The following is a 22,344-nucleotide window of genomic DNA, read 5'->3' as shown; positions in this document are numbered from 1 at the left end:
AGGTATCGCCGTGAATACGCTGAGGCGAAGCGTCAAGCGCTCGGGGAAAATCTCTTAATAATCTGATTGACGACCACCGGTGGGGCCACACAAAAGCCGCATCATTATAAGCATTTGGCTCTCGGCAGGGCGACTCGAGACCGGCCTGCCATCTGGATCGACCCATCCGCTTTAAAGCCCGCAACCGTGACAGGACGCGGGCTTTATCGCGTTGAGCCGCGATGATATGGCGGGCCAGAAAATCTCATCTAGCCATAGGATGTAGTCCATATAGCAAATTGCGGTTCACCGGGTTCACCGGCATGTTCGCGCCATGGAAGCAATGCCTCTTTACATGCGCCTGTCGTGGGCGGCCGCCATCGTTCTTTTCACACTGATCGGCATGTGGGTGCTCGATGATTTTTTCATCAACGTCGAGCAAGAGGTCGAGTATCTTCAAGATGGCTAGCCGAATGGATGCTCACACCAATGAGGAAGGCACTGATCATCACCTCTACCGGCATGGGGCTCGCGGTATCGATACTTCGAATTCGGACCGACCTCGCTTATATTCTGATCAGCCGAAAGGCCTGAGGCTGGCGGTCTTTACGCTCTTCCTCACGGTACTGGCCCTGGGCGCCGTCGCCTTATCGTTCAGTGTCAGCGTTTTTAATTAAGCAGCCTTCTGGCTGCACTGCAGCTGGATTATCTGGTGCCGGCCGTGAAGGTGTGATCCACGCCGTCTGACAGAAGCAAGATGCCTCCTCCGATGATCCCGCCCCACATCAGGAGCGAAATCGCGGTTGCCAGAAGCAGGAACTTGGCGCGATTCGTCATGCCGTATAGGTTACCCTTAGGGCGAAGGCCAGCAACCGATGGTTCGCTATGGTACATATTGGCCGGTATGCCGCACCTGATCCCGCCAGCTTCAGAACCGCTCACCCACCATTGTCGCCAATAGGCATGGATTAGAGGTGTAGCGTTTGCGATTTAAATCGGACCTAAGTCCGATAGGCGCACGGAATAGCTATCCCATCTCCCTTAGCGTCAACGGAGTGCAAAGCATGCTTTGGTGGGTTCTGACGGTATATCTTGTTCTTCAAGCGGCCATCTTCGCGGTCGTGGGCGCGATGGTGATTAAACACGTCCTGAGCAAGCGGCGAGAAGAAAGTAGGGTAACTGCAAATAACAACGTTGCCGAAGAGCAGGGAGCCAGGACCGCCGCGACGTCTTGAACCGTGGAAAATTTACTTTTACGCAACGGCAGTTCCATTGCATCAAACTGATTGTGTACTAAGCTTTTTCCATGGCGTTGGAGGACGCTGCGGAGGGATCGACATGAGCATAAGCGACGCTGCTGCAGCCATCATTGTTTCATTCGAGCTTTCAGCGCTGATGTGGCTTTCCGCGTGGCATTTGGTGATCGGATAGCGGCGCAGTTCATGGGCGCTTTCGGTGGCATCTGAGATGGCTCGAACCGCACTGATTGTGTAGTTGTCTGTTCAGCCGGCAGCGTCCAAATCTCCAACTCTGTCCGCCCCATCGCCGCTCCTTCCCGGACCGCATCGATAAATGCTCGAAGAGCCGGTGCCACCTGCCGTTGTTGCCGATAGCAGATGAACCAGCCAGGAAATGGCGCGGGCCGCGCATCGAGACAACTTACCAGTCACCCATCCGGCCCTGGCCTGATTGCCGATCTCGATGCCATAAACACCAATTGAAGCTGATGCAGCCGGGCGGCAAAGCCCGGCTGAAGACTGCTATTGCGCGGAAACGCGCCAGACGGTATTGCCGACATCATCGGCAACCAGCAGCGCCCCCGATTTATCGAGTGCCACGCCAACCGGGCGGCCGCGGGCCTGCTCTTGGTCATCGAGGAAACCAGTCACCACATCCTTGGGCGAACCGTCAGGCTTGCCGCCATTGAAGGGCACGAAGACCACCTTGTAGCCGTTGAAGGCGTTGCGGTTCCAGCTTCCATGCTCACCGACGAAGGCGCCGCTGGCATAGTCCTGCGGCAGGCTGGTACCCTTGCTGAAAGCCATACCGAGCGGCGCCACATGCGAGCTCAGCGCATAATCGGGCGCGATCGCCTTGGCAACCATATCCGGCCGCTGCGGCATGACGCGCGGATCGACATTCTGGCCGTAGTAGCTGTAGGGCCATCCGTAGAACGCGCCGTCCTTCACCGAGGTCATATAGTCCGGCACCAGATTCGGCCCGAGTTCGTCTCGCTCGTTGACCACCGTCCACAAGGCCTTGGTCTGCGGCTCGATGCTCAGCCCGTTCGGATTACGCAGGCCACTTGCATAGATGCGATGGCGGCCGGTCTGCCGGTCCACTTCCCAGATCGCAGCGCGATCCTTTTCGGCCTGAATGCCATTCTCGGTGATATTGCTGTTCGAGCCGACCCCGACATAGAGCAGAGAACCGTCCTCGTTGGCCGTCAGGCTCTTCGTCCAGTGATGGTCGATCGGCCCGCCGGGCAGTTCGGTCAGAACTATGCCGGGATCGTTGATTATGCTGAGAGTGTGATTATGCGGAGTGCCTGTCGCTGAAGGCTGGATTTGGCGGCGGTTGCGGCGATTTCGTCTCCGCATAATTCCGCTGGTGTGGAGGGGCGCCCCGCCGTGAAGCGGAGCGCCGATCGGCTGGTCAGCGCGACCAGATGAGCTTGTGCTCGCCCTTGTCGCCCTGGACCAGGGAGGCGTAGACCGGCGCCGTGAAGGACGGATCGTCGAGCTTGAGCGAGAGGTATTCGGCGCCGGTTTCGCGGGCGGTGCGGGTCCAACCTGCGCCGAACTCGACACCCCCTGCGGTGACGCGGAAGTCCGGGGCGCGGTCGTTGTCGCGGTCGCAGGGCTTGATGGTGGCCTTGACGTTGAGGGTGAGGGTCTTGATGGTGCCTGCGTAGGTGCCGTTTTCGTCGCGGGTGAAGGTGCCGATCTGAGCCATTGTCGTATCTCCTGAGGTTGTCCGAAGCCACCCGATGCGGCCTCGATGGCGGTCGAGAGGCGACGGATTGGACGGAATGCATCTGCAGGACCGCAGCGTGAGCGTAGGACGGCGGCAGCCGAGCTTGTTGGCTCGCGAGGAATGGCCGCTTGCGGTCAGGGGAAGAAGGTCGGCGGAGCCGTTGCAGGCCAAGGCCGGTCCGGTGCCAGACCAGCCCAAAAGAGAGGCCGTATTGGGGGCTTTGCGCCGTCAGCAGAGAACGACGCGAATGATCGGTTGTCGCCTCATCGGCATGATCAACGGCGCCGCCGGCGCCATCACCTCTCCCGTCGTCGCCGTCGGCACCATCTTCCAATCCACCACGCTAGCCGCGCCCGACAAGGCACACCGGCTATGTCGAGCGCGATATCAGATGAACCGGAACAGACCGTAGCGGTGTAGAACTCCGCTCAAGAGTGCACCCGTTCGGAACCCGCGGATACCTTCTAGTCCGAGAGCAATGATGCGATCAGGGCATCCGGTGCCTTGAACCGGCCACGCCTCAGCTCAGGTGGAATTACCGCCTCGACCGCTTCCAACTTCTCGGATGGGTCGATGCGGAGGTAGACCTCGGTCGTGCGGATATCGGCGTGGCCGAGCCATAGGGCGACCTTGCGGATGTCGCGGGTTGCCTGCAGCATCACAACTGCGCAGCCATGGCGAAGCTGATGTGGTGAGACGCGACGGCCGCGAAGCGATGCGTAGCTCTCGGCTGCCTTGCCGACATGTTTGTCGAGCACATACTCGAAGCCGGCGCGGGTCATCGGGTCGCCCTGAGCATTGACGAAGAGCTCCGGTACGCGGACTGCGCCACGAACACTCAGCCACGCACGAAGGTCCCGCGCAGTTTCCTTCCAGAGCGGCAGGCAACGTTCCTTGCGGCCCTTTCCCATGACCTTCACGCTCGCACCGTTCTGAAGCGAAAGGTTCTCTGTCTGAAGGCCGACCAGTTCGGAGACCCGCAAGCCTCCGGCGAAGCAGAGATGCATCATTGCCCGATCACGGATGCCAGATCTCGTCGCCAGATCGGGCGCGTTTAAGATCGCGCGGATTTCGTCCATCGTCAGATGACGGATGAGCTTCTGGTCATGGCGCTTGGTCGGAATCGCATGGACCCGGCCGATCTGCTGAAGCGCGGAGGGAACCTTGTGCTCGAGATAGCGCATGAACGCCTTGATGGCGGCAAGCCGCATATTACGGGTGGACGCGCTATTGCCACGATCCTGCTCAATGTGCTCCAGGAAGGCCACGATCATCGATGCGTCCAGGTCTTCGATGGCGAGCAGAGACGGACGCGTGCCGAGCCGTTTGGCTGTGAAGTTGAACAGCAGCTTGAAGCTGAACGCGTATGTCTCGCAGCTTTGCGGGCTGTAACCTCGCTGTCGCGGCATATAATCTCGCAGGAAGCCAGTGATGAGAGGGGCGAGCTCCGTCATAAGCCGTCCTCCCCGACCAGAGTTTCTGCCGCGGCGGCGATGTCGGTCATCATGTCCGGCGTCGCCTCGAGATACCAGTACGTATTGTGGATACTGACATGGCCAAGGTAGGTCGACAGAGCGACGAAGTGCCGGGCAACTTCGCCGCGATCGGCGCCGCATTGTTCCAGGACGCGGGTTGCGAAGGTATGTCGAAGGTCGTGGATGCGTGGCTGCTGACTTCGCGCCGGCGCGATGCCTGCCCGTCGTAAGATGCACCGGAACGTATAGTTCACCGTAGTCGGGTAGAGCCGTCGGTGCTGGACAGATGGGAAGAGCCAATCGCTCTCGCCGGCGTGTTGACGCCGAGCTTGAAGATAGCGTTGGAGCGCTTCCATGACGGTGGCGTGCAGCGGTACCAGCCGGCTCTTGCGGAACTTGGTTTCGCGAATGTGTAACACGCCGTCTGGCAGGATGTCGTCGAGCTTGAGCGCGAGAGCTTCGGAGATGCGCAGTCCAGTCGCTGCGATCAGCCCAAAAAGCATGACATAGAGCTCGCGACGCAGTGGATTGGGCTGCTGGCGCCTCAGATTGCCGGCCACAACGAGAATACGGGCGATCTCCTCCGCGCTGTAGATGTAGGGAACAGGTCGATTGGTGGACCGCTTGATATCTGCGGGCGGTATCTCGTGACGAGGATCTTCCGCCTGCATGAAGCGGGCAAAGGCGATCAGGGCCGTCAGCCGATGCGACATGGCGTTTGGGCTCTTGGCTGCCACCGGCAACCAAGAAAGAGCGGTTGCCGTGCGAATGTGGCTCTCGTTGCGTTCCGCTGCAAAGCGCGCGAACGCCAGGAGATACCGGTCCACCCGGGCAAGTTTGTAGCCCAGCGCGCGGCGTAAACTGATGTAGCGGGTGACGTCGGCGCTCAGCATGGCAACCTCCCGCCCCATGGCTGCGCGATCTCGGACAAGAGGCCAATGTCTACTTTGGCGTAGAGCGCGGTCGTCGATGGAGAACGGTGACGCAATACAGCTCCGACGCCGGCAAGGCTTGCGCCGCTCCGCAGCATCGCGGTCGCCGCTGAGTGCCGAAGCACATGCGCGCCACGGTGGATGCTTTTAATTCCGGCTCTGTCGAGCGCGCGACGCACGATGCACTTTACGGCAATGCGGCTTAGCGGTCTGATCGGCGCGATATCCGTCAGGAACACACGCGTCCTTGCAATGTGCGGCCTTGCCCTTTCGATATAGGCTAATATGGCATCGCCGACGTCCTGAGGCAGCGGGAGCCATTCCTCGCGCCGGACCTTTCCGATCAGCGTTATCCGACCATTCTTCCAATCGATTTGACCAAAAGTGATATTGGCAACTTCGCTCGCCCTGAGGCCCAACCGAGCCAGAAGCAACATGACAGCGCGGTCGCGCAAGCGGCTTTCGCCCTCACAGTTGGCAAGGAGGCGGTCGATATCACTTTGACCAAGAAAGCGCGGTGTCGTCGCCAGTTGCCAGTTCGCAAAGCTCGGGACCGCGTGTTCCCGCCCCGCCGGGCAATGCCCCATCGCGACGAGATATTTGAGGTACATGCGCGTGGCGACGGCGATGCATCGCGCCCGCGAACGGCCGTGCGGCCTCGCTCGAACAAGCACGAAGTTGCGGATCGCCTCGGCCGTATAAGCCGCGGGATCTGATCCAAGCGATATCAGTAAATCGGCCAATACCGGCTGGTACAGGTTGAGCGTCGAGTCCTTGATGCCGCGTTGTTCCCGCATCCAGCGACTAAAGGCGGCCAGGGCCGGCCACGTCTCCTCCAGTGACGGAGCCTGCTCCTGCAGCAGAATGTTGCACTCGCGCAGATACGTGACGAACAGTGCGGCAGCACCCTGTGGCGCACGGGCGGTCTTGCTGCCTTTGAACACCGATGCCGATGCGTTCAGACCCTCGGCGAGTGTTTCGACACCGAAGCCGGCGGCACGCACCCAATCACCCCACAGTGCCAGTAGGCGCACCACCTCCACGATTGTTGCGCCCGAATAATTCCGCTGGCCAAGCCAGTGCTTGAATCCGTTGACATGTGGTTGCAGCCAAGTGATCCGAACATCGACACTGCGGCGATGTCTGTACTTTCGCTTTGTCATTCTGCTTCCTCGATTTGATCGTTGGTGCCGGAAGAGTCCGGCGCGTCGAACAAATCGAAGGTTTCCAAGCCATTCCAGCGTCGGCGGACAGCTTTTCCGGCCTCACCCTTGCGTTTGCGAGCAAAGGGACAGAGCAGCGCTTTTTTCTCGGATCAGATGGAGATGGTGCCGACGGCGACGACGGGAGAGGTGATGGCGCCGGCGGCGCCGTTGATCATGCCGATGAGGCGACAACCGATCATTCGCGTCGTTCTCTGCTGACGGCGCAAAGCCCCCAATACGGCCTCTCTTTTGGGCTGGTCTGGCACCGGACCGGCCTTGGCCTGCAACGGCTCCGCCGACCTTCTTCCCCTGACCGCAAGCGGCCATTCCTCGCGAGCCAACAAGCTCGGCTGCCGCCGTCCTACGCTCACGCTGCGGTCCTGCAGATGCATTCCGTCCAATCCGTCGCCTCTCGACCGCCATCGAGGCCGCATCGGGTGGCTTCGGACAACCTCAGGAGATACGACAATGGCTCAGATCGGCACCTTCACCCGCGACGAAAACGGCACCTACGCAGGCACCATCAAGACCCTCACCCTCAACGTCAAGGCCACCATCAAGCCCTGCGACCGCGACAACGACCGCGCCCCGGACTTCCGCGTCACCGCAGGGGGTGTCGAGTTCGGCGCAGGTTGGACCCGCACCGCCCGCGAAACCGGCGCCGAATACCTCTCGCTCAAGCTCGACGATCCGTCCTTCACGGCGCCGGTCTACGCCTCCCTGGTCCAGGGCGACAAGGGCGAGCACAAGCTCATCTGGTCGCGCTGACCAGCCGATCGGCGCTCCGCTTCACGGCGGGGCGCCCCTCCACACCAGCGGAATTATGCGGAGACGAAATCGCCGCAACCGCCGCCAAATCCAGCCTTCAGCGACAGGCACTCCGCATAATCACACTCTCAGCATAATCAACGTTTTGCGGTGCACCGCAAAACGTTGATCTTGGTTTCGCCGGGTACATAGGGATAGCGCACGATCGCATCCGTGTTGGCGACGTAGAGATCATTGCCGACAAGGACGACGCCGAAAGGCGAGTTGAGGTGATCGAGGAAAACGTCATGAACCTCGGCGACACCGTCGCCATCGGCGTCCCTCAGGAGCGTGATGCGGTTGCTCGCCTCGTTTCCACCACCGCTTCCCCCCGTCGCGAATGACTGGACGAAGCCCATAATGAGGTCTTTGGGGCGCTTGGCGGATGCCTCCGGCGGTGCGACAGATTCGACGGCTAGGATATCGCCGTTCGGGAGCGTATAGACCGAGCGGGGATGCTTGAGGCCGGAAGCGAGCGCCTGGATCTTCAGCCCGCTTGCGACCTTCGGCGTCTCGCCATCCTTCCAGCCGACGACCTTTGCCACATGCATCGGCGGGATGAGATATTGCGATTGCTCCGGCAACTTCGGATTGGGGCCAATTTCGCTGCCAGGATCAGGCTCGTCGCCGCTGCATCCGGCAAGGAGCAGTGCGGTGGAGGCAAGCAGGACCGCAGCGGGAATCGCGTGGCGCGCAACGGAGTGCATGGTCATCTCAATATCCTCCCGCTATGCGCCGTTCTGTGATCGATCCACAGACGGCGACGACGATCATCAGCACGAAGGCGATCACCGACAGCGCCAGGCCTGTCGGAACAACGGAGGTCCAGGCGTCGCGGCTATGGACGAAGGCGTTGAAGAGCGAGACGACGAATACGGCAATGTTGCCGAGCACGTAAAGCAACGCCGCCCCACCCGCAAGGCGGAAACGGCCGCGTGCGAGATCGACAAGGCCCGCAAGCAGAGCTAGCCCGCCAAGCAGCAAACCGGCCGTCAGCAGCCAGGCCGAGAAATTCGCCCAAGTCATCTCCGCTGTCTGCGAATAGGCGATGTCTGTGATCAAAGCGCCGGTGAAACACGCGGCGGCGAAATGCAGTGGGATGGCGCGCAGCGACGCGCTGTAGCGCTGAATTGGAATTCCTGAAGTTGAATATGTCATGGTCCTCACCTGAGCGGGGCCTTGCCCGCCGCGGATAAACCTTGCGGAATCCAGTTTGTTCCGGCGTTCACGCGATTGAGACGAGAGCGCAGACACCCGGGCCGGATGCCGGCGCCGCCAGTCTTCTGCCGCCTGCAGCGCGGTGGTGTTCCGCTTGTCGCTGAACGGCTTTCCGACAATGGCAAGCCGCTATAAAACCTTGCGGTACGGCGCGCGGGCGCGCCAGCAGCGCTTCCGCCGCCGAGCACCCCGTCGAAACGAAGCAGGTCGCGGCCTCTGCCCTGCGCCGCTGCTTTGTCGAAGGCTCCATTGTCGGCATCTGTTTCTCCTTCTTCTTCAGGGTAAGGAGCTTACCGAGCTCTTCCCATTGCGCCTTGTGCGTGTCAAGGTTTCGGAACCGAGCTTCTTCAGGTTCAGCAGCTTCCAGCGCACAGCGGGACGTTCTGCCGCCTATCGCAAGGCGATGGCTTCAATGTCCGGATCGCCGTCATGTAACGTCGTCAGGAATCGTTGGGCAGTCGCGACGAGGCGGGCGCCGACATCAGCGATCAGGCAATCCTTCGTTTCGATGAGATCGTCGGGAGTGAAGGGTATGGTTTTCATGCCGACGAATTCGCGGGCGCAGGTCTTATCGAGACTGCTGAGTGACGGCCGGAGCAGTTCGTGCGCCGGGCGGAGAGAGCTGGCAACAGGACAAAGAATGTGCGGAAGAGCTCGTCGGTGAGCCCTCCGTTCTCATAGAGGAGCTTAACGTCGAACAGGGACACGCCTCGCCGGCTCCACCGCCGCCCCCCAGTGGCGGATGATTCCGTCGCATCCGCCATTTCCTGGAGGGCGTGTAAACAGACGTTTGCAAGGGTGAGGGGGCTGATCTTGTGTCCTAAAGGCCGTCCCGGCACACCCAGACACTAACGCTTCCACCGTTTGTGGGGAAATCGCCGCGACCGTGTCGATCCGTAGTCACCTCAGCATCGTGATGACCGAGAAAGTCGACGAACGCCATATTTGCCTGGTCCGGACCAAGCTCAAGAGACAGATTTCCGGCGTCACCGTTAGACATGATCACCGCGCAACCGGGATCGGTATCAGTTCCCTGGCGGACGAAACCGATAACGTTGGGGCTTTCGAAGCGATCGATCTGAACGCCGTTGGCAAACCGCCTTCGGGCCTCAATTAGTCTCGGCAAGCAGCCGATCAGGGGCATCTGCACCTCCTGGTGGCTGCCGTCGTCTCCCGCATCGCTGTAATTGGCACCGTATAAGTCGGGATAGAAGACGCAGGGCGTTCCTTGTTCGCGCAGGAGGATCAAGGCATAGGCCAGGGGCTTGAACCACGGTTCAACCGCCGCTTCGAGCGACTGGAGAGGCTGCGTGTCGTGATTGTCGACCAGTGTCACCGCGTGCTCGGGAATGGAGGAAACGAGTGAACCGTCGAAGATCGTTCGCATGTCGAACTCTGCGCCCGCTTTGGAGGCCTCATGGAAGCGGTGGTGAAGCGCGACGTCAAAAAGCATCAGCTGACTGTCCACGAGGTCAAGATAGTTTGCGAGCGTCGCCATCTCGGGGTGCCAGTATTCAGCGACCACGAACAAGTCTGATCCGACGGTATCGCGCATATGGCCGACCCAGTCTTTGAAGAACCATGCCGGGATATGTTTCGCGGCATCCAACCGGAACCCCGATACAGGAACCTGTTCGGAGAACCAACGGCCCCAGTATTTCAGCTCCTCGTAGACAGCCCTGTTGCGGAATTCGACATCAGCGCCCATCAGATAGTCGAAATTGCCCAGCTCGTCATCGACTTCAACGTTCCATTGACCCTCGCCATACGCGTTCATAAGCCGGAACACTCCGGTCTCATCGGGCTCTTCGATGACGTCGACGCCGCTAAAACACTGCTTGTCCCATATGAACTCGGAGTGTTTGCCGGATCGTCCCGGAAACGTGAACCGGGTATGGGCGAGGGCCTCAATATCGTCTTCTTCGATCCGTGTCCGGTCGTCGGAATTCACGCGTCGGACGACGACGCGCTCCTTCTCGTCCGCTCCCATCTTGTGGTTCAGCACGACGTCATGGATCGGACGCAGGCCGTGGTCATTCAAGGCTTTGCAAGCTTTCTCAAGTGCATTTCTGTCGCCGTATTTTGTCGCGACGCTTCCCTTCTGGTCGAATTCGCCGAGGTCGAAGAGATCGTAGGTGTCGTATCCGACCGATTTTGCGCCGGAGGCGCCTTTGTAAGCTGGCGGCAACCAGACGTCGGTAATGCCCAACGCCGAAAGTTCGCCAGCTTTCTCGGCTACCTCATTCCAAAGAATGCCTTCGCCTGGCAAGTACCAGTGGAAAAATTGAAACAGCGTACGTTTGCTCATGTTGTTTCCGAGGTAAGAGCGCTTTGTTCGTGGAGCATCACAGGCGCGATGACAAAATAGGATCGGCCGCCAGTGGGGCTATCGGATTCGATGGGGAAGACGGCAGTTGGTCAGTAGTTCATGCAGTGTCGCAAATTGTCCAAACAATGCGAGAAGATCGCGCTCTTGCTTTTCGTCCAGTCCGTGTCGAGCAGCAAAGTCGAGTACTCGGAAAACCCGCCGATCTCGATCTGTCGCAATTGATTTTGTTTGGAAATGACTACTCATCAAATGGCCCCCGCTGAATGCGCCGTAAAAACGCCCACCCTGGCGATTGGTTCCGAACGACGTGATAAGGAGGATATTACCGAGCCGTCACGGCAGGGTAGCGTCCAGTCTGTGACTATCCGCAGCGCAGTGGCGCTTGCAAACAAGCTTGCCCGTATCGCTTGGGCAGTACAGCGGAAAAATCGCCCGTTCAATCGAACTCCTGGCATAGCGCAAGCATGGCAGGACCGGCTGCGCTTCACGCACAGCCCACGGGAAGGATTATAGATGGCCTGACAGTTGATCGGCGCGCGGAAAGGCGTTGGCGACGATGTCTTGCCTGAGCCGGGGCCGGCGAGGACGAGTGTTGCCTCCTCATCGGTCACGACGACAAGGCGCTGCTCCGGCGTCAGCTGGTTTTTCTCGATCGTGTCGAAGACGCCTTTCATGCCGGCGAGGTCTGAATCGATGATGCGCTCGATGGCAGCGCGGAGTACGTCGTCGGGATGTCTTGGAACGCCCGGACGGCGATGAGCTGTTGCGGCTCTTCTGAAAGGACGCCGTCAGGGATGGTGGCTGGCAAAGCGTTGATGATGGCTGTGGCCCGCGAGAGGAAGGGTGAGAGAAGGCAGGCGGCGGGGTAGCGGCGGGGCTGGCCAAGGCGCGCTATCACTTCGGACAGCGCAGTGAGTTCGCCTTGTGCCGCTTCGAATTGCCTGAGGAAGTGGGTGCGGAAGGCTTCTTTGGCCCGCAGAAATAAAGCCGGCGGCATTGTGCGGCGTGACGCCCGCCAATCTTGCGCTCCGGCCGCGGCCAGCGGTACGTCTATCGTGGTGAACCCCGATATGCGGTGATTTGCGCCGGGCCTGCCCATGATGAGAACGGCGCCTGGCGGCGGCTGCCGAGGAAGGTGATGCCGGAGGCGGTCTGCTCGGCAGCCCATGAGGCATGGCCGAGGGAGCGGAGGAATGCTCCCGGCCGGGCGCGTGTTTTGAGCTGCTTTGGCGCTGTCATCGTCAGGCGCCTGCGCTTGTGAGCAGCGCGTTGTGGGCGGTGCGGAAGGCGTCCTGCAGCGCCTTGTGGTTGGCGAGTCCTTCAAGGGCGTAGCTGTTGAGAAACTGGCGTCCGGCGAACAGCTTGCGGTCGACGGGGCTGAGGTCTGCTTCATCGCAGATCTCTTGCCAGAGCTTGGCGATGGTTATGATCTGTTGTTCGATGAGCGCGGCGGCTTGGGCCTCTTTCAGGTGATAGTCGGGCGCGGCAGCGAGCAGAGTGGCGAGCGTGCTGGCACGGCCCTCGCCCTTGATGAGCATGGCTTGGGTGGCTTCACTGCCGGTGCGGCCTTGCGGGCAGATGTCATAGGCCGGCGTGAGCGTGAGCATCTTGCCGTCCCAGAAGGCGGCGTGGTTGCGGGCGTGGTCGTCGGTATTGCCGCACAGCACGTTGAAGCAAATCCGCCCGTAGAGTTCCCTGAGCGTGTCTTTGGGGTTACTGAAGCGGTGGCGGATGAGTGCGGCCAAGTCTTCGTAGGAAGCGTAGCGGGCCATCATCTCATCGAGACCCAGCATGGTCAGGGCCGAGACCATGGCGCGGCGCGTCCAGCCGTCCTTTGTGTGGGTGCGGTCAAAGCGTTCGATCAGCAGCACGTCCTTATGGGCGGCGCTGGTCATCGACACGGGCGCGGCGTTAAGACCGCAGGCGGCTGCCAGCTTCATCGCGATGAATTCGGCCTTCGCAACGCTGTAGGTGTCGTTAGCGGCTGAGAATTTAGCGATGAATTTCCTTGTGCCGTCGTCGATGAGCGCCTTGGGACGCGCGCCGCCGATCGACGTGCCGTGATTGAGGGCCTGGTCGAGCGCCGGGGTCAGGGGGACGCCTTTTTCGATAAGGGCGGCTGCCTCCATGAGCTCGTCAAGCGATGCCTGTGCGGCAAGGCGGGGGACATACTCCGTGGCCGACGCCTGGAAATCGAGGGCGCCAATCCGGTCGGAGCCTGACTGGAGCAGGAAGGTCAGCTCGCTGATCTCGGGTACGCCGGCAGCATCAGGTTTCTTACCCGTCAGCCTGTTGATGATGACGCGGCGGCCCCACGCATCCGGCGAGCCGTCGCGAATGCAGCTCGCCATCGACAGGCCGTTGATGGGCGCAATGACGCCCTCCTGAAGGGGCAGTTCAGGCTCGTAGATGGGGATGGCGCTCTTACGGCGGCGGTAGCTGGCGCCGTAGGTAAAGAGCAGGCGCTCGCCATCCTGGTCGAGGCGGCCGGCGACCACTGGTTCCGTCGCCCCGGGCAGCCACATCCAGACAAAGGCTTCGGTAGCGTCCGCCTTAGAAGTCATCATCGACCTCCTTCACGGCGTGGCGGACGCTCTTGGGCAGCAGGGTCAGTTTTTCGTCAAGGCGGGCATTGTGCATCTGAAGCATGCGCTCGTCATAGTCGAACAAGCGCACGCCGACGATTGAAGCGACCTCGAAAACGATGCCGATCTCGGGGCCGGGAGCGCCTTTTTCGATGCTGGATAGGGTCGTGCGGCTGATGCCGGCGCGGTCGGCCAGTTCCTGCGCGGTCAGGCCGCGCCCGGCCCGGCCGACGCGGATCAGCTTGCCGAGCATGGCGAGCGCTTGGTGCGTGACTCTGGAGTAGCTTCTCTGACGGGGCACGGCTATACCTGCTTGTTCATTTGAGTGGACATGAGGCTTCTCCTCGCGTCCAGAATTTTGTACATTGTGCCATGAGCTCGGTGGACAGTCAAGGATTGTTCATTTGATTGGACATAAGGCTATCTCGTGAACAGGATTTTGAACAAAATTGGGTGCCGGGGGCGGTCAGGCTAATCCGCGTTCGGGTAAAGCGCCTGAGGCAGCCGTCGCCAAAGCCTGCGCTTTCTGCAGAGCAGTCTCAAATACTGGTGAAGGCCCGTGATGTAGGTGATGGCCTGTGACCTGCGCTTCACCCCATTTATCAAAAGTGTAGCGCCAGATCTTATCCTGGGCCGCGTCTGCGCGGGGATAAAAGCGGTAGTCCCCATGACCAGCGCTGCGTATTATGGTGGATCACATCCTCTGCCGTCACGGACAGAAATTCGCTGTCATCGGCATGCATGGCCGGACCAAGCTGCTTCTGCAGGCTTTCCCAGGCTTCTTCACGGCTCTTCAAGTCGCGCCGTATCAGAGCGCGAATGTATTCGGCCCGAAAGCTGCCGGACGTGGAAAGTGGTGTAAGAAGGACCCGATCCGGTGGCAAGAAGCGGTCGCCCTCAAGCACAAGACGCGACCCAGCGCGCCCAATTAGTCAACAATGCAAATGCATAGAAAAAGGTTACAAGCACGATGGCAAATCCCGGGTCCAGGAGCATATCATTGATCTCTCATGCCGAGGCCAGCGCGGCTATTTGGCCAAACATATCGTGCGCGGCGGCGCGTGCGTGACGAACGTAGCACTGGGCCCGTTCCCGATCATCGTCGGTCCAAGCAGCCAGCCGGCTGAAGGTCTATTTCGGATCGGACTCATGCAGATGGCCGAGTCCGGCAGCGTCGAGCAGACGCTTGAGAGTGTGGTCCGAAACAAAGCCGACATGGACATCATCGTCGTTGACGATGCGTCAACGGACAATACGTGCGAAGTCGTCGAGCAATACATGCATGTCCATCAAAACATCAGGCTGCTTCGAAGCGAAACCAATACCGGCCGCGGGGCGCCCGCAACAGGGCGCTCGCGCTTGTCGATAGCGAATATTGCCTGTTCCATGATGCCGACGACCTTCTTGGCGAAGATGACATCAATACAGTGCTGCCGCTGATGGACAGCTCCGGTGTGGATGTCGCTGCCTTCAGATACAGCGTCCTCAGAACGGCCGACGAAATCCCCGGAGGGATGCCGCCGGTCGACAAGAACATATGGGACGGCGTGCTTGGCGATCGTGAGAGTGCCATTGTCGAACTGGATGAGGCCGCATAGTTCCTGGTGACGATCAACTATCCCTGGAACGAGATCATTAGGACGTCATTCATCCGGTCGACGAACTGGCAATTTTCGACGGCGCGAATTAACGAGGACATCCTGCCGCATTGGGCTGCCTATATGAATGCCGGCAGGTTCCTGGCCATCAATACCAGCCTCACCACGCATCGGCTCGTTCCCGGCCGTGAGCAGCATACCAACACGTTTGACGAGCGCCGCCTCGAAATGTTCAAGGCACTTGAGGATGCCGAGAAGCTATTTGCCGAGAACCGGATTTTCAGGGCGAAATACTATCCTGTCTTTGTCATTTTCAAAGCGGGCCTGCTCGAATGGGTCAACCGGCAGATCAGGCAGGATCTGCGTAGCCTGTTTAGGGAATATGCCTCCTATTCCTACCGCAATTTTACGGACGAAGATTTCGACAGGGTCTATCGCATCAATCCGGGCATTGCACTTGGGAGCTATAGAACTAAACACTCTCACAGGTAGGTTTCGATCGGCTCGGGCCGATAGAGTACTGTGAGATTTTGTGGCGGCCTAAACTACCGAGACGGGTAGGCACTGACGGCTTACGGTTCTCCGCTCGAGAAGCTTTCAGACATCCCAATCATCGAACTCAGGAGTACCTTCCTTTGAAGGACGAGCGTCTCGTTTGTCGTCGGCAACACGGGTGTGACTCGAACTGACCTGTGTTCCAGACGTAAACCGCATCGTCGAAAATTTTGTGGAAAGACCTCTGCGCTCGTGGGGTTTCCGTACCATTTTCTCAAGATCCGAAGGATCTTGGCGAACAAGGGCGGCGACAGCTGGGAGGAATTCTGATGTCCAGCATGAGCACGAACCTGAATGAGCAGACGACGCTGGACATCATCTCATTCCAGCTTGACGCACAAACATTCTGCATCGAGACGACGTCCGTCCGCGAAATCCGCGGATGGGGAGCCTCGACACCGTTGCCACATACGTCGCCCGAGGTTCTTGGCGTCATCAACCTGCGCGGCACGGTTATTCCGACGATCGATCTTGCCCGTAAACTGGGAATGCGCCCGTGCGAAACCACGGAAAGTAGCGCGATTGTAGTCGTGGAAGTCCACGGCAGGCCATCAGCGGCGTCTCCCGTAACCGGCAGGCGCCGCTTTTTTTTGGCCACGACCAATAATCAAGGAACAATCTATGGAAGACACAGCAACGGGCAACCAGCCGACCTATTCGACGTGGCTAGACTTTCGGTCCGCAACCGGCGGGACGACGAATAATGGCTGCAACTAACCTCGAAAAGCTAGTCGTCCAGCAGCCAGCAAATCGAGGGGCTCGTTGAAACCGTACAAAGACCGCATGGAGATCCTGACGGACGGCGCGCGCTACCTGCCAGATGGCACTGTCGTCGAAATCACCAGCAAGGTTCGGGCTTCGGCTTTCGCACCGCTGGCAATCACCGGCAGCGGCTCGGTTGCCGCGATCGATCGGCTGGCGCCGCAGAGGCAACCGGCTCCGTTGATGCCACGCTGGCCGTTTTGGAGACCTCGCTTGCAACGATAGGCGGGGAGGGCATCGCCAGCGACAGCCCGGTCAATATCGCCATCGGCGCGATTTCGGACACCTATCGTCCCGTGACGCTGTATTTCGCCACTTTCGAAGAGACCGGAGCGCCGGCGCCGTTTGTGCTGCACAAGATGCCGTTGGGCTTCGGTCAGGCGAGTACCCGCTGCATGAGAAGATGCTAGCTCAAGACTGGTTATCGCTCGGGATGTGCGGGCCGTTCATGTTCGAGTATATGCGAGCTCGCAAGCGGCCGAACCCAGCCGATCCTGACGCCGAACAGATCTCTTGCGTCGGCGGTCACCTGGATCTGACAATTGCCCGCGCTGACGCGAGTATGAGCAGCGCCGCTTGGTGACTTGAGCAGATGCTGTCGGATGTAAGATCGATCCGTTGTCGGCCTAGCCATCAAAGGGCTCGCCGGTGTTTGCCGGCGGGCTCGTCCTTACACCTCGACAGGTCAAGCGGCTTTCAACAACCCAGACAGACTAGTGCGCGGCGGCTTCCGTCGGTGCGGACGAGGCGCCCGCATCGCCGTTTGCGGCGGGAGTCTGATCCGATGCGCCAGCGCCTGCTTCATTAACGCCACCATCGGCCGCCGAACCGGTCTGCCCTGCATCATCACTTTCGGTCGGCGAGGCCGAGCTGCCATCGGTATGTACGGTCGTCTGCTGATTGCGATCGTCTGCCATTGAGGTTGGCACATCGGTGGCAGGCGCGCTTCGGAGTGATCGAGCCAGGGTCGTTCGAACATGGGGCTTGGGCGCAGCTCTCTTCGATGGATCGGTCAACACAAAAATTCGTCCTGTTCGGTCCCGAACCTTGAGGTGACCGTTGTTGTCGTAGGCTACAATCACGCCAACACCACCCGAAATGCGGCTATCGACGACAACCCGCATGCCCCCAACACTTTCGACGTGCAGGCCGGGCCATCCGTACGCCGGCTTAGCCTGTTTGGGCTTGGGCGTGTCCGAGCGGTTGGTGTCGGTACGAGAGTCATTATGGCGGCAGGACGCATAGGCCATGTTACAGGCGTTTGCGGCGACCGGCAGCATGATCGCCAAGATTGCCGCTGCGAAGGTTTTGTGCATCGAATTTCCTCTAATGATTGAGGAAATCAGTAGCGGAAATCGATTTGTAGGCTATAGCTAAATCTTACGATTGCTATCGCTCGTCGCTCCATCCGCACCCAAACTCGAAGGGCGCAACCTACTTCTCCCTACGCTTGCTGATTTCTCCCAGGGTGCCGAGCATCAGTGCGGCAAGGAAGCCATAAACGCCTCGATCTATGATTGCTCCGGAGCTCGCCGCCGTGCCGCCGTATCGGCGCAGCGCTTCCTCGTACGGGCCCAGGAACTCGGTCGCGATGCCGAGGCCGGTGATGATTCTCAGGACGCTGCCAACGAGGACGATCCACGCCGCAATGGTGATTAGCTTGGTGAAGATCATTCGGCGCTCAACTCTTTTTGGCCGATGGCTTTGACGGCTTTTCTTCAAGGTTCTTCGGTAGCGGCGTGCTTGAACAATGCAGGTGCATCTCTCGGGCGAATGCCTTACGCTTTTCCTCCTGGCTGGCATCCGCCGCAGCGGCGAGAGGAAGGCCGAACGGCCCTAACAAGATACCAGATGCCAAGCCGATAGCCATGCGGCCGCCGACCTTGTCGTCGTAGTTAAGCGCTTGCAGGCGGATCTCTTTGCACTCCGCGCTGTTGAATTTCGGATCGGTGACCGTCAGCGTGCCAGCGTATTTTTGCGGCGTAGGCGTGCACGACGACAGGACGGCAAGGCTTGCCGCTATTACAACCAGTTTCTTCATGATGTTCCCCAATTCCTGCTTGTGATCTAGCAGCAACTTGAGGACGTGTTTAGCGGCGCGATAAACAACCCACCGATTTTTTTGGGTGTTCGGCCGGTAACGCAGAAAGCCGGCCGAGTTGGTTGCTCAGCGGGCTTTCTGGTCCCTCAGTTGGTGGGCGTGGCGACACACCGGTGTCTGCGGCGCGCGTTTGCCCAGGGCCGTCCGCCACCTACACAGATATCAGCGCCAATAGCGGCGATAATCGTAGTCCGATGCCGCAGAATTGCGGCCGAGAATGTAGCCGATGCACAGGCCGATTGCGCCGACCGTCAGCGCGAGGCCAGTTGCTGTGTGCGGATGTTCGGCTGCGCCGGCAGCCACTGCGCTCGTCTCGCGGCGGACAGCGTCCACAGCGTCAGATGCCACTTTGCGAACGCCTGTCGGCGGCTCAGTGGGGGTTCCGGTGAAGCCGGTTGTCAGATCGTCCTTAGCCATTGTCTTCCTCCAGGAGTTTGAGTTGGTGGAAGAACTGGGGAAGGGCAGGGATGGTTCCGTAACTGTTTCAACCATGTTGCCTTATCGTGTCTGTGTCGAGAAGGTGAGATGTCCCGACACGAAGACCAAAGGCATGATACCCTAGAAGCCCGTTGCCACCCCGGCGGCGGGCTTTTTATTCCGAGCGACATCCAGCGTACTGCTGCGCTTCACGATACAGACGCAATCGTGTGAGGGATGCCTCATTCCGCAATGAGAGCAGCCAGCACGGCCAGATCCTTCCGCTTTATCTCGTCGTCGACGTCGTCGTTCTTGTTGGCGTGGAACCAGTCTGCAACGGCCTTGACCCGTGCGCCTTGCGGCTCGGGATATAAGCCGAGGCGGCTTGCCCACTCGCGGACCGTCTCGCGCTCCATGCGGCCGACTAGATACCGGTCGTGGACAGTCTTGGCGGATGCTAGGAGGTCAGTGGTGGCTTTGGGTGTGTGGTTCATCCGCCGGCACCGGGATGCGCGTCGTTCTCAAACATGTCCTTGTATTGGATAGTCTCGTCTTCGTTGGTGTCGATAGAGGCACCGGCCGGCGCGAAAAGACGGACACCAGGCCCGCCGCTTCCGCTGTAAGTACCGTCAATGAAGGTGACGCCAGCAGCTTGAAGGGCGCGCGCTATAGCAGCGAGGTTATTTGCGCCAGGCGTCCGCCGGCCTTTCTCGAAATCGATAATCACGCCACGCGATACGGAAGCGCGAGCTGCGAGCTCGTTTTGGTCTAATTCCAATAGGGCACGAGCGGCTCTGCACTGCGACGGAGAAATCGACATAAAGTCCAACGTTGGATCTAGTGCTGACAGAAAGGCTGATATCTGACATAAAGTCTTACATTGAACTTCCGCACTTGGCAACGAGGAGCCGCCAGGACGGCCTAGTCGAAGTACGCTTCTATTTCGGTGTCAAAGGAAGGAAGAAGGTCCAGCTTCGCGAGAAGCAGGGCACGGCCGCGTTTCTGCGCGAATATGCATGCGCCGAAAAGGGCATCCCCTATAGCGACGCTTCAGTCATCGCGGACTCGGCCAAGCCCGTTGTCGCGCGGTCGTTCCGTTGGCTCTGCCAGCAGTATTTCAAGCGAGCCGATGAGTCGCCGGCGCCATTTGCATCAAGCATGGCGACAAGCCTTTCGAACTCCTCGAGAGAAAGCATGTGACTGCTATTCGAGACACGCGGATCGACAGTCCGGAGGCTGCCAACAACATCGTCACGGCGATCAGCGCTCTCTATGCGTGGGCCATCGAGGTGGGCGAGGCGAAGGTCGATCCGTGCAACGGCATCAAGCGGCTCAAGTCAGGCGAGGGATGGCATTTGCTACCTAATTGCGGACCTTATCATGAAGGACGTCGGACCTGCTGGGCGAACAGGATTATCGGCTGATTTGTTTGGACGGGTGCCTGACGAACCGCGTCGGTGCTGATGAAATACAAGTAGGGCGCTCAACCCGAAGACGGGGAGCGCCCACACGTGTTGCTCGAAAACGCGAAAGCCGCGCGATGCAGCAGGCGTCTCGAAGGGCCTGCTCATTATAGGCTCGCCTCAGGTGGAGAAAGATAAGCTGGCGCATAGCAGCTATGCGCCTTCCATCGCTAAGTACTCATGCGAGGCGATGGAATTTGCATGAGGGACGTCAGGTGATGGGCTGCATCATAAGGGTCGCGAAAGACCTGTCGTGCTGATCCTACGGTCCTGGTGGAGCCACTTCGCACCGCGAAGTCTCTGTAGAGACGCCCGGTGCCTGGTTCTTGCTTCAGCCAAGCATGCGGAACCGGTTCGCCATCTGCCCGGCGGCAAACAACGAGCGCCGGTTCGGGACCTTTCAACGTCTTGACGACGTGGTGCTCCAAGAAGCCCGTCAAGGCTTCGAGGAGGCACGTGATCTCTGCGAAGACATCGACATCAGAGGCGCCATCGTCTGAGTGTGGGATGTGCCGGCCTGTAGAGCGGTAAGTGGTCATGTCCATCTTCGCGAATTGTGGGTCTGCTCCATGTCGCTGCACACAGCATTAGTCAATGCTCGCATAGCCCGCCGAGCGCGGGTTTCAACGACCCAAGACGAATCCGATGTTGGAAGCTCCGGCGGCCTCGCTGTTGTTCAGTGCATTCTGGCATCAATGGAGCTGGTGACTGGAATTGCTGGCTGAGCGATGTCTGGAACCGGGTCTTGTACGCTATCGGACGAGACTGTTGCCTTGTCCTCGATCCGACGCAGTTATGCGCGCATGAGTGAGCAAGACGATCCACCCAAAATCCGTCACCGAAATGCGATAACAAGGGCCGAGCGGCGATCGCGCGAAGAAGAGACGCATCGCGTTGCCATTGCGGCGATAGAGGCCGAAGCAGAGGCCCGTCGCCGTAAGACCGAGCGACTCAAAGCGGCGCGCGAGGCAACGAAGCCTTTCGGCTGAGGTCGTCCGCACCGTTCAGGGGAGGGTTCTCGAATGGCCCCTGGATCCAACATCAACCGGCCCAAACCGTGGCAAAGCGGCCACGCAAGAATCACCGTAGAAAATCCTTCGAAGATCACGTGCCGATTCAAGACGCCCGGCGCGTGAGATCGCCTCACTCATGCGGCGGGTTAGGCCTTGGACTTGTGAGGCGATCTCTGTGCGGCGGAGCAGTGACGAGCCGCCGGACCTGGATTTCGGCGAGGTCATTGCCAGAGAGTGATGGGAGAAGCAATGACCTCTAGGCGGGAAAGTGTCTGATGCTTTGACGCCTGAGGACCAGCATGCACGGAAACGACAGCAATGTCGAACGTTGTGCGAAACACTGCGAACTGAGGCAGGGTCGAGTGCCGGGCGCCGGTGCCCTTCGCTTTACATAAGCGTTCGCTTCTCCCTCCGTCGAGAGCCTAGGCTTTGAACGGCGTGGGCTGATGGAGACGATGGTGGCGAATTTGTTCTCGTCGCGCCGGATAGCGGGATTTTCACTGAGAACGCTGAACGCAATGCTGCTTTCGCCGACGCCGCCCAGCTGCTTTATCTTGAGGCGCAAGACATTCGCTTGAATACCGATAGAGAAATTCCTGGACCGCGTTGACCGAGAGGATAGGCCGGAGCCAGAGAAAATGCTGTGCGCTACTATCGTCGTTGCGATTCCTCAGCAAAATACCGATCGTGTGAAAAACAGTCCGGGAGAGTAGCGGACGGTGGCAGCATTCTGTCGTGCGTTGCGAACTCCTGGAGGGTCACCTGCGCTGTGTTCTGGCTCGTGCCGGCGAGTGAGGAGAGTAGCGCCGGTACGCCAGCCAATCGAACCTCGCAGACGGCGACGTAGTGCGGCCGCCGCGTCCCGACAGGAGACTGCGGGAGGGGGTGCGGCGGCCATAACCTTTCGATCACGATCGAACTACGTCTCG

The 22,344-nt window shown here is 59.7% G+C and carries 23 protein-coding genes and 5 pseudogenes; 8 read left to right on the top strand and 20 right to left on the bottom strand.

Translation table 11 applies throughout. The features are described from left to right. Positions 1-322 precede the first annotated feature (322 nt). Entirely contained in the window at positions 323-448 is a 126-nt protein-coding gene (locus F2982_RS32140) for a hypothetical protein (protein WP_281438226.1), read from the top strand. Positions 449-1,739: 1,291 nt separating this feature from the next. Here the strand turns inward: F2982_RS32140 and F2982_RS30370 are convergent. The 5 genes and pseudogenes from F2982_RS30370 to F2982_RS30350 all read right to left on the bottom strand — a co-directional run. Next, positions 1,740-2,489: pseudogene (locus F2982_RS30370) on the bottom strand (PQQ-dependent sugar dehydrogenase); the annotation flags it as partial. 145 nt (positions 2,490-2,634) lie between these two features. Beyond that, positions 2,635-2,934 (bottom strand): DUF736 domain-containing protein, encoded by a 300-nt coding sequence (locus F2982_RS30365; RefSeq protein WP_058328783.1) that lies wholly within the window; start codon positions 2,932-2,934, stop codon positions 2,635-2,637. 485 nt (positions 2,935-3,419) lie between these two features. Continuing rightward, on the bottom strand, positions 3,420-4,409 hold the full coding sequence (locus tag F2982_RS30360) for a tyrosine-type recombinase/integrase (protein ID WP_174047123.1): 990 nt from the start codon (positions 4,407-4,409) through the stop codon (positions 3,420-3,422). Further along, positions 4,406-5,323, bottom strand: a complete 918-nt coding sequence (locus tag F2982_RS30355) for a tyrosine-type recombinase/integrase (protein ID WP_174047122.1) — start codon at positions 5,321-5,323, stop codon at positions 4,406-4,408. The genes F2982_RS30360 and F2982_RS30355 overlap by 4 nt, the downstream gene beginning before the upstream one ends. After that, on the bottom strand, positions 5,317-6,525 hold the full coding sequence (locus F2982_RS30350) for a tyrosine-type recombinase/integrase (RefSeq protein WP_174047121.1): 1,209 nt from the start codon (positions 6,523-6,525) through the stop codon (positions 5,317-5,319). Before F2982_RS30350 ends, F2982_RS30355 begins: the two co-directional genes overlap by 7 nt. Positions 6,526-7,035: 510 nt before the next feature. Between F2982_RS30350 and F2982_RS30345 the strand changes: the two genes are divergently transcribed. Then, positions 7,036-7,335, top strand: coding sequence for a DUF736 domain-containing protein (locus tag F2982_RS30345; RefSeq protein WP_058328783.1), 300 nt, complete (start codon positions 7,036-7,038; stop codon positions 7,333-7,335). Between the two features lie 167 nt (positions 7,336-7,502). Here the strand turns inward: F2982_RS30345 and F2982_RS30340 are convergent. The 8 genes and pseudogenes from F2982_RS30340 to F2982_RS31920 all read right to left on the bottom strand — a co-directional run. Further along, positions 7,503-8,081 (bottom strand): annotated as a pseudogene (locus tag F2982_RS30340) (sorbosone dehydrogenase family protein); the annotation flags it as partial. A gap of 7 nt (positions 8,082-8,088) precedes the next feature. Then, a complete protein-coding gene (locus tag F2982_RS30335; protein WP_199629772.1) occupies positions 8,089-8,532 on the bottom strand; it encodes a DUF2231 domain-containing protein in 444 nt (147 codons plus the stop codon). Between the two features lie 450 nt (positions 8,533-8,982). After that, positions 8,983-9,135, bottom strand: coding sequence for a hypothetical protein (locus tag F2982_RS30330; protein ID WP_199629771.1), 153 nt, complete (start codon positions 9,133-9,135; stop codon positions 8,983-8,985). A 277-nt stretch (positions 9,136-9,412) separates the two neighbouring features. Further along, a complete protein-coding gene (gene amyA, locus F2982_RS30325; RefSeq protein ID WP_199629770.1) occupies positions 9,413-10,900 on the bottom strand; it encodes an alpha-amylase in 1,488 nt (495 codons plus the stop codon). Between the two features lie 691 nt (positions 10,901-11,591). Further along, positions 11,592-12,020 (bottom strand): hypothetical protein, encoded by a 429-nt coding sequence (locus F2982_RS30320; RefSeq protein WP_203431280.1) that lies wholly within the window; start codon positions 12,018-12,020, stop codon positions 11,592-11,594. 142 nt (positions 12,021-12,162) lie between these two features. After that, a complete protein-coding gene (locus tag F2982_RS30315) occupies positions 12,163-13,485 on the bottom strand; it encodes a type II toxin-antitoxin system HipA family toxin (RefSeq protein ID WP_199629801.1) in 1,323 nt (440 codons plus the stop codon). Further along, complete coding sequence (locus F2982_RS30310; protein WP_199629768.1) at positions 13,475-13,759, bottom strand: helix-turn-helix domain-containing protein; 285 nt, start codon at positions 13,757-13,759, stop codon at positions 13,475-13,477. The genes F2982_RS30315 and F2982_RS30310 overlap by 11 nt, the downstream gene beginning before the upstream one ends. A gap of 370 nt (positions 13,760-14,129) precedes the next feature. Next, a pseudogene (locus F2982_RS31920) lies at positions 14,130-14,336 on the bottom strand (hypothetical protein); the annotation flags it as partial. Here F2982_RS31920 and F2982_RS32245 point away from each other — a divergent pair. The 3 genes and pseudogenes from F2982_RS32245 to F2982_RS31905 all read left to right on the top strand — a co-directional run. Further along, positions 14,248-14,781 (top strand): annotated as a pseudogene (locus tag F2982_RS32245) (glycosyltransferase family A protein); the annotation flags it as partial. The pseudogenes F2982_RS31920 and F2982_RS32245 sit on opposite strands and share 89 nt — an antisense overlap. Beyond that, positions 14,763-15,104 carry a glycosyltransferase family A protein gene (locus tag F2982_RS31910; protein ID WP_246777684.1) on the top strand — a complete coding sequence of 114 codons (342 nt, stop codon included), beginning with the start codon at positions 14,763-14,765 and terminating at the stop codon, positions 15,102-15,104. The pseudogene F2982_RS32245 and the gene F2982_RS31910, both read left to right, overlap by 19 nt. A gap of 6 nt (positions 15,105-15,110) precedes the next feature. Further along, a complete protein-coding gene (locus F2982_RS31905) occupies positions 15,111-15,596 on the top strand; it encodes a hypothetical protein (RefSeq protein WP_246777683.1) in 486 nt (161 codons plus the stop codon). 187 nt (positions 15,597-15,783) lie between these two features. On the opposite strand, the pseudogene F2982_RS31900 reads toward F2982_RS31905, so the two are convergent. Beyond that, positions 15,784-15,898, bottom strand: a pseudogene (locus F2982_RS31900) (conjugal transfer protein TraH); the annotation flags it as partial. Between the two features lie 30 nt (positions 15,899-15,928). Between F2982_RS31900 and F2982_RS30295 the strand changes: the two are divergent. Both F2982_RS30295 and F2982_RS30290 read left to right on the top strand, forming a co-directional pair. Next, a complete protein-coding gene (locus tag F2982_RS30295; RefSeq protein ID WP_203431279.1) occupies positions 15,929-16,363 on the top strand; it encodes a chemotaxis protein CheW in 435 nt (144 codons plus the stop codon). A 258-nt stretch (positions 16,364-16,621) separates the two neighbouring features. Then, a complete protein-coding gene (locus tag F2982_RS30290) occupies positions 16,622-16,831 on the top strand; it encodes a hypothetical protein (protein ID WP_199629766.1) in 210 nt (69 codons plus the stop codon). A gap of 303 nt (positions 16,832-17,134) precedes the next feature. Here F2982_RS30290 and F2982_RS30285 read toward each other — a convergent pair whose 3' ends face one another. The 6 genes from F2982_RS30285 to F2982_RS30260 all read right to left on the bottom strand — a co-directional run bounded on the left by F2982_RS30285 (position 17,135) and on the right by F2982_RS30260 (position 19,759). Beyond that, positions 17,135-17,737, bottom strand: coding sequence for a hypothetical protein (locus tag F2982_RS30285; protein WP_203431278.1), 603 nt, complete (start codon positions 17,735-17,737; stop codon positions 17,135-17,137). A gap of 118 nt (positions 17,738-17,855) precedes the next feature. Next, complete coding sequence (locus tag F2982_RS30280) at positions 17,856-18,095, bottom strand: hypothetical protein (protein WP_199629764.1); 240 nt, start codon at positions 18,093-18,095, stop codon at positions 17,856-17,858. A 7-nt stretch (positions 18,096-18,102) separates the two neighbouring features. After that, positions 18,103-18,462, bottom strand: a complete 360-nt coding sequence (locus F2982_RS30275; RefSeq protein ID WP_203431277.1) for a hypothetical protein — start codon at positions 18,460-18,462, stop codon at positions 18,103-18,105. 222 nt (positions 18,463-18,684) lie between these two features. Beyond that, a complete protein-coding gene (locus F2982_RS30270; protein ID WP_203431276.1) occupies positions 18,685-18,939 on the bottom strand; it encodes a hypothetical protein in 255 nt (84 codons plus the stop codon). Positions 18,940-19,181: 242 nt separating this feature from the next. Then, complete coding sequence (locus F2982_RS30265) at positions 19,182-19,433, bottom strand: hypothetical protein (protein WP_203431275.1); 252 nt, start codon at positions 19,431-19,433, stop codon at positions 19,182-19,184. Continuing rightward, entirely contained in the window at positions 19,430-19,759 is a 330-nt protein-coding gene (locus tag F2982_RS30260; RefSeq protein WP_203431637.1) for a helix-turn-helix transcriptional regulator, read from the bottom strand. The genes F2982_RS30265 and F2982_RS30260 overlap by 4 nt, the downstream gene beginning before the upstream one ends. A gap of 376 nt (positions 19,760-20,135) precedes the next feature. On the opposite strand from F2982_RS30260, the gene F2982_RS30255 reads away from it, so the two are divergent. After that, complete coding sequence (locus F2982_RS30255; protein WP_199629760.1) at positions 20,136-20,363, top strand: hypothetical protein; 228 nt, start codon at positions 20,136-20,138, stop codon at positions 20,361-20,363. The last annotated feature ends 1,981 nt before the right edge of the window (positions 20,364-22,344 follow it).

Source organism: Rhizobium sp. BG4 (genome assembly GCF_016864575.1).
Taxonomy (GTDB): domain Bacteria; phylum Pseudomonadota; class Alphaproteobacteria; order Rhizobiales; family Rhizobiaceae; genus Rhizobium.
Note: the sequence above shows the minus strand (reverse complement) of the source record. Positions and strands in the feature narration are given on the sequence as shown.

Excerpts from the sequence above, each read along its gene's own strand:
- F2982_RS32140 (WP_281438226.1), top strand. The coding sequence starts at position 323 with ATGCCTCTTTACATGCGCCTGTCGTGGGCGGCCGCCATCGTTCTTTTC.
- F2982_RS30365 (WP_058328783.1), bottom strand. The coding sequence starts at position 2,934 with ATGGCTCAGATCGGCACCTTCACCCGCGACGAAAACGGCACCTACGCA.
- F2982_RS30360 (WP_174047123.1), bottom strand. The coding sequence starts at position 4,409 with ATGACGGAGCTCGCCCCTCTCATCACTGGCTTCCTGCGAGATTATATG.
- F2982_RS30355 (WP_174047122.1), bottom strand. The coding sequence starts at position 5,323 with ATGCTGAGCGCCGACGTCACCCGCTACATCAGTTTACGCCGCGCGCTG.
- F2982_RS30350 (WP_174047121.1), bottom strand. The coding sequence starts at position 6,525 with ATGACAAAGCGAAAGTACAGACATCGCCGCAGTGTCGATGTTCGGATC.
- F2982_RS30345 (WP_058328783.1), top strand. The coding sequence starts at position 7,036 with ATGGCTCAGATCGGCACCTTCACCCGCGACGAAAACGGCACCTACGCA.
- F2982_RS30335 (WP_199629772.1), bottom strand. The coding sequence starts at position 8,532 with ATGACATATTCAACTTCAGGAATTCCAATTCAGCGCTACAGCGCGTCG.
- F2982_RS30330 (WP_199629771.1), bottom strand. The coding sequence starts at position 9,135 with ATGAAAACCATACCCTTCACTCCCGACGATCTCATCGAAACGAAGGAT.
- amyA (WP_199629770.1), bottom strand. The coding sequence starts at position 10,900 with ATGAGCAAACGTACGCTGTTTCAATTTTTCCACTGGTACTTGCCAGGC.
- F2982_RS30320 (WP_203431280.1), bottom strand. The coding sequence starts at position 12,020 with ATGGGCAGGCCCGGCGCAAATCACCGCATATCGGGGTTCACCACGATA.
- F2982_RS30315 (WP_199629801.1), bottom strand. The coding sequence starts at position 13,485 with ATGACTTCTAAGGCGGACGCTACCGAAGCCTTTGTCTGGATGTGGCTG.
- F2982_RS30310 (WP_199629768.1), bottom strand. The coding sequence starts at position 13,759 with ATGCTCGGCAAGCTGATCCGCGTCGGCCGGGCCGGGCGCGGCCTGACC.
- F2982_RS30295 (WP_203431279.1), top strand. The coding sequence starts at position 15,929 with ATGTCCAGCATGAGCACGAACCTGAATGAGCAGACGACGCTGGACATC.
- F2982_RS30285 (WP_203431278.1), bottom strand. The coding sequence starts at position 17,737 with ATGCACAAAACCTTCGCAGCGGCAATCTTGGCGATCATGCTGCCGGTC.
- F2982_RS30280 (WP_199629764.1), bottom strand. The coding sequence starts at position 18,095 with ATGATCTTCACCAAGCTAATCACCATTGCGGCGTGGATCGTCCTCGTT.
- F2982_RS30275 (WP_203431277.1), bottom strand. The coding sequence starts at position 18,462 with ATGAAGAAACTGGTTGTAATAGCGGCAAGCCTTGCCGTCCTGTCGTCG.
- F2982_RS30270 (WP_203431276.1), bottom strand. The coding sequence starts at position 18,939 with ATGGCTAAGGACGATCTGACAACCGGCTTCACCGGAACCCCCACTGAG.
- F2982_RS30265 (WP_203431275.1), bottom strand. The coding sequence starts at position 19,433 with ATGAACCACACACCCAAAGCCACCACTGACCTCCTAGCATCCGCCAAG.
- F2982_RS30260 (WP_203431637.1), bottom strand. The coding sequence starts at position 19,759 with ATGTCGATTTCTCCGTCGCAGTGCAGAGCCGCTCGTGCCCTATTGGAA.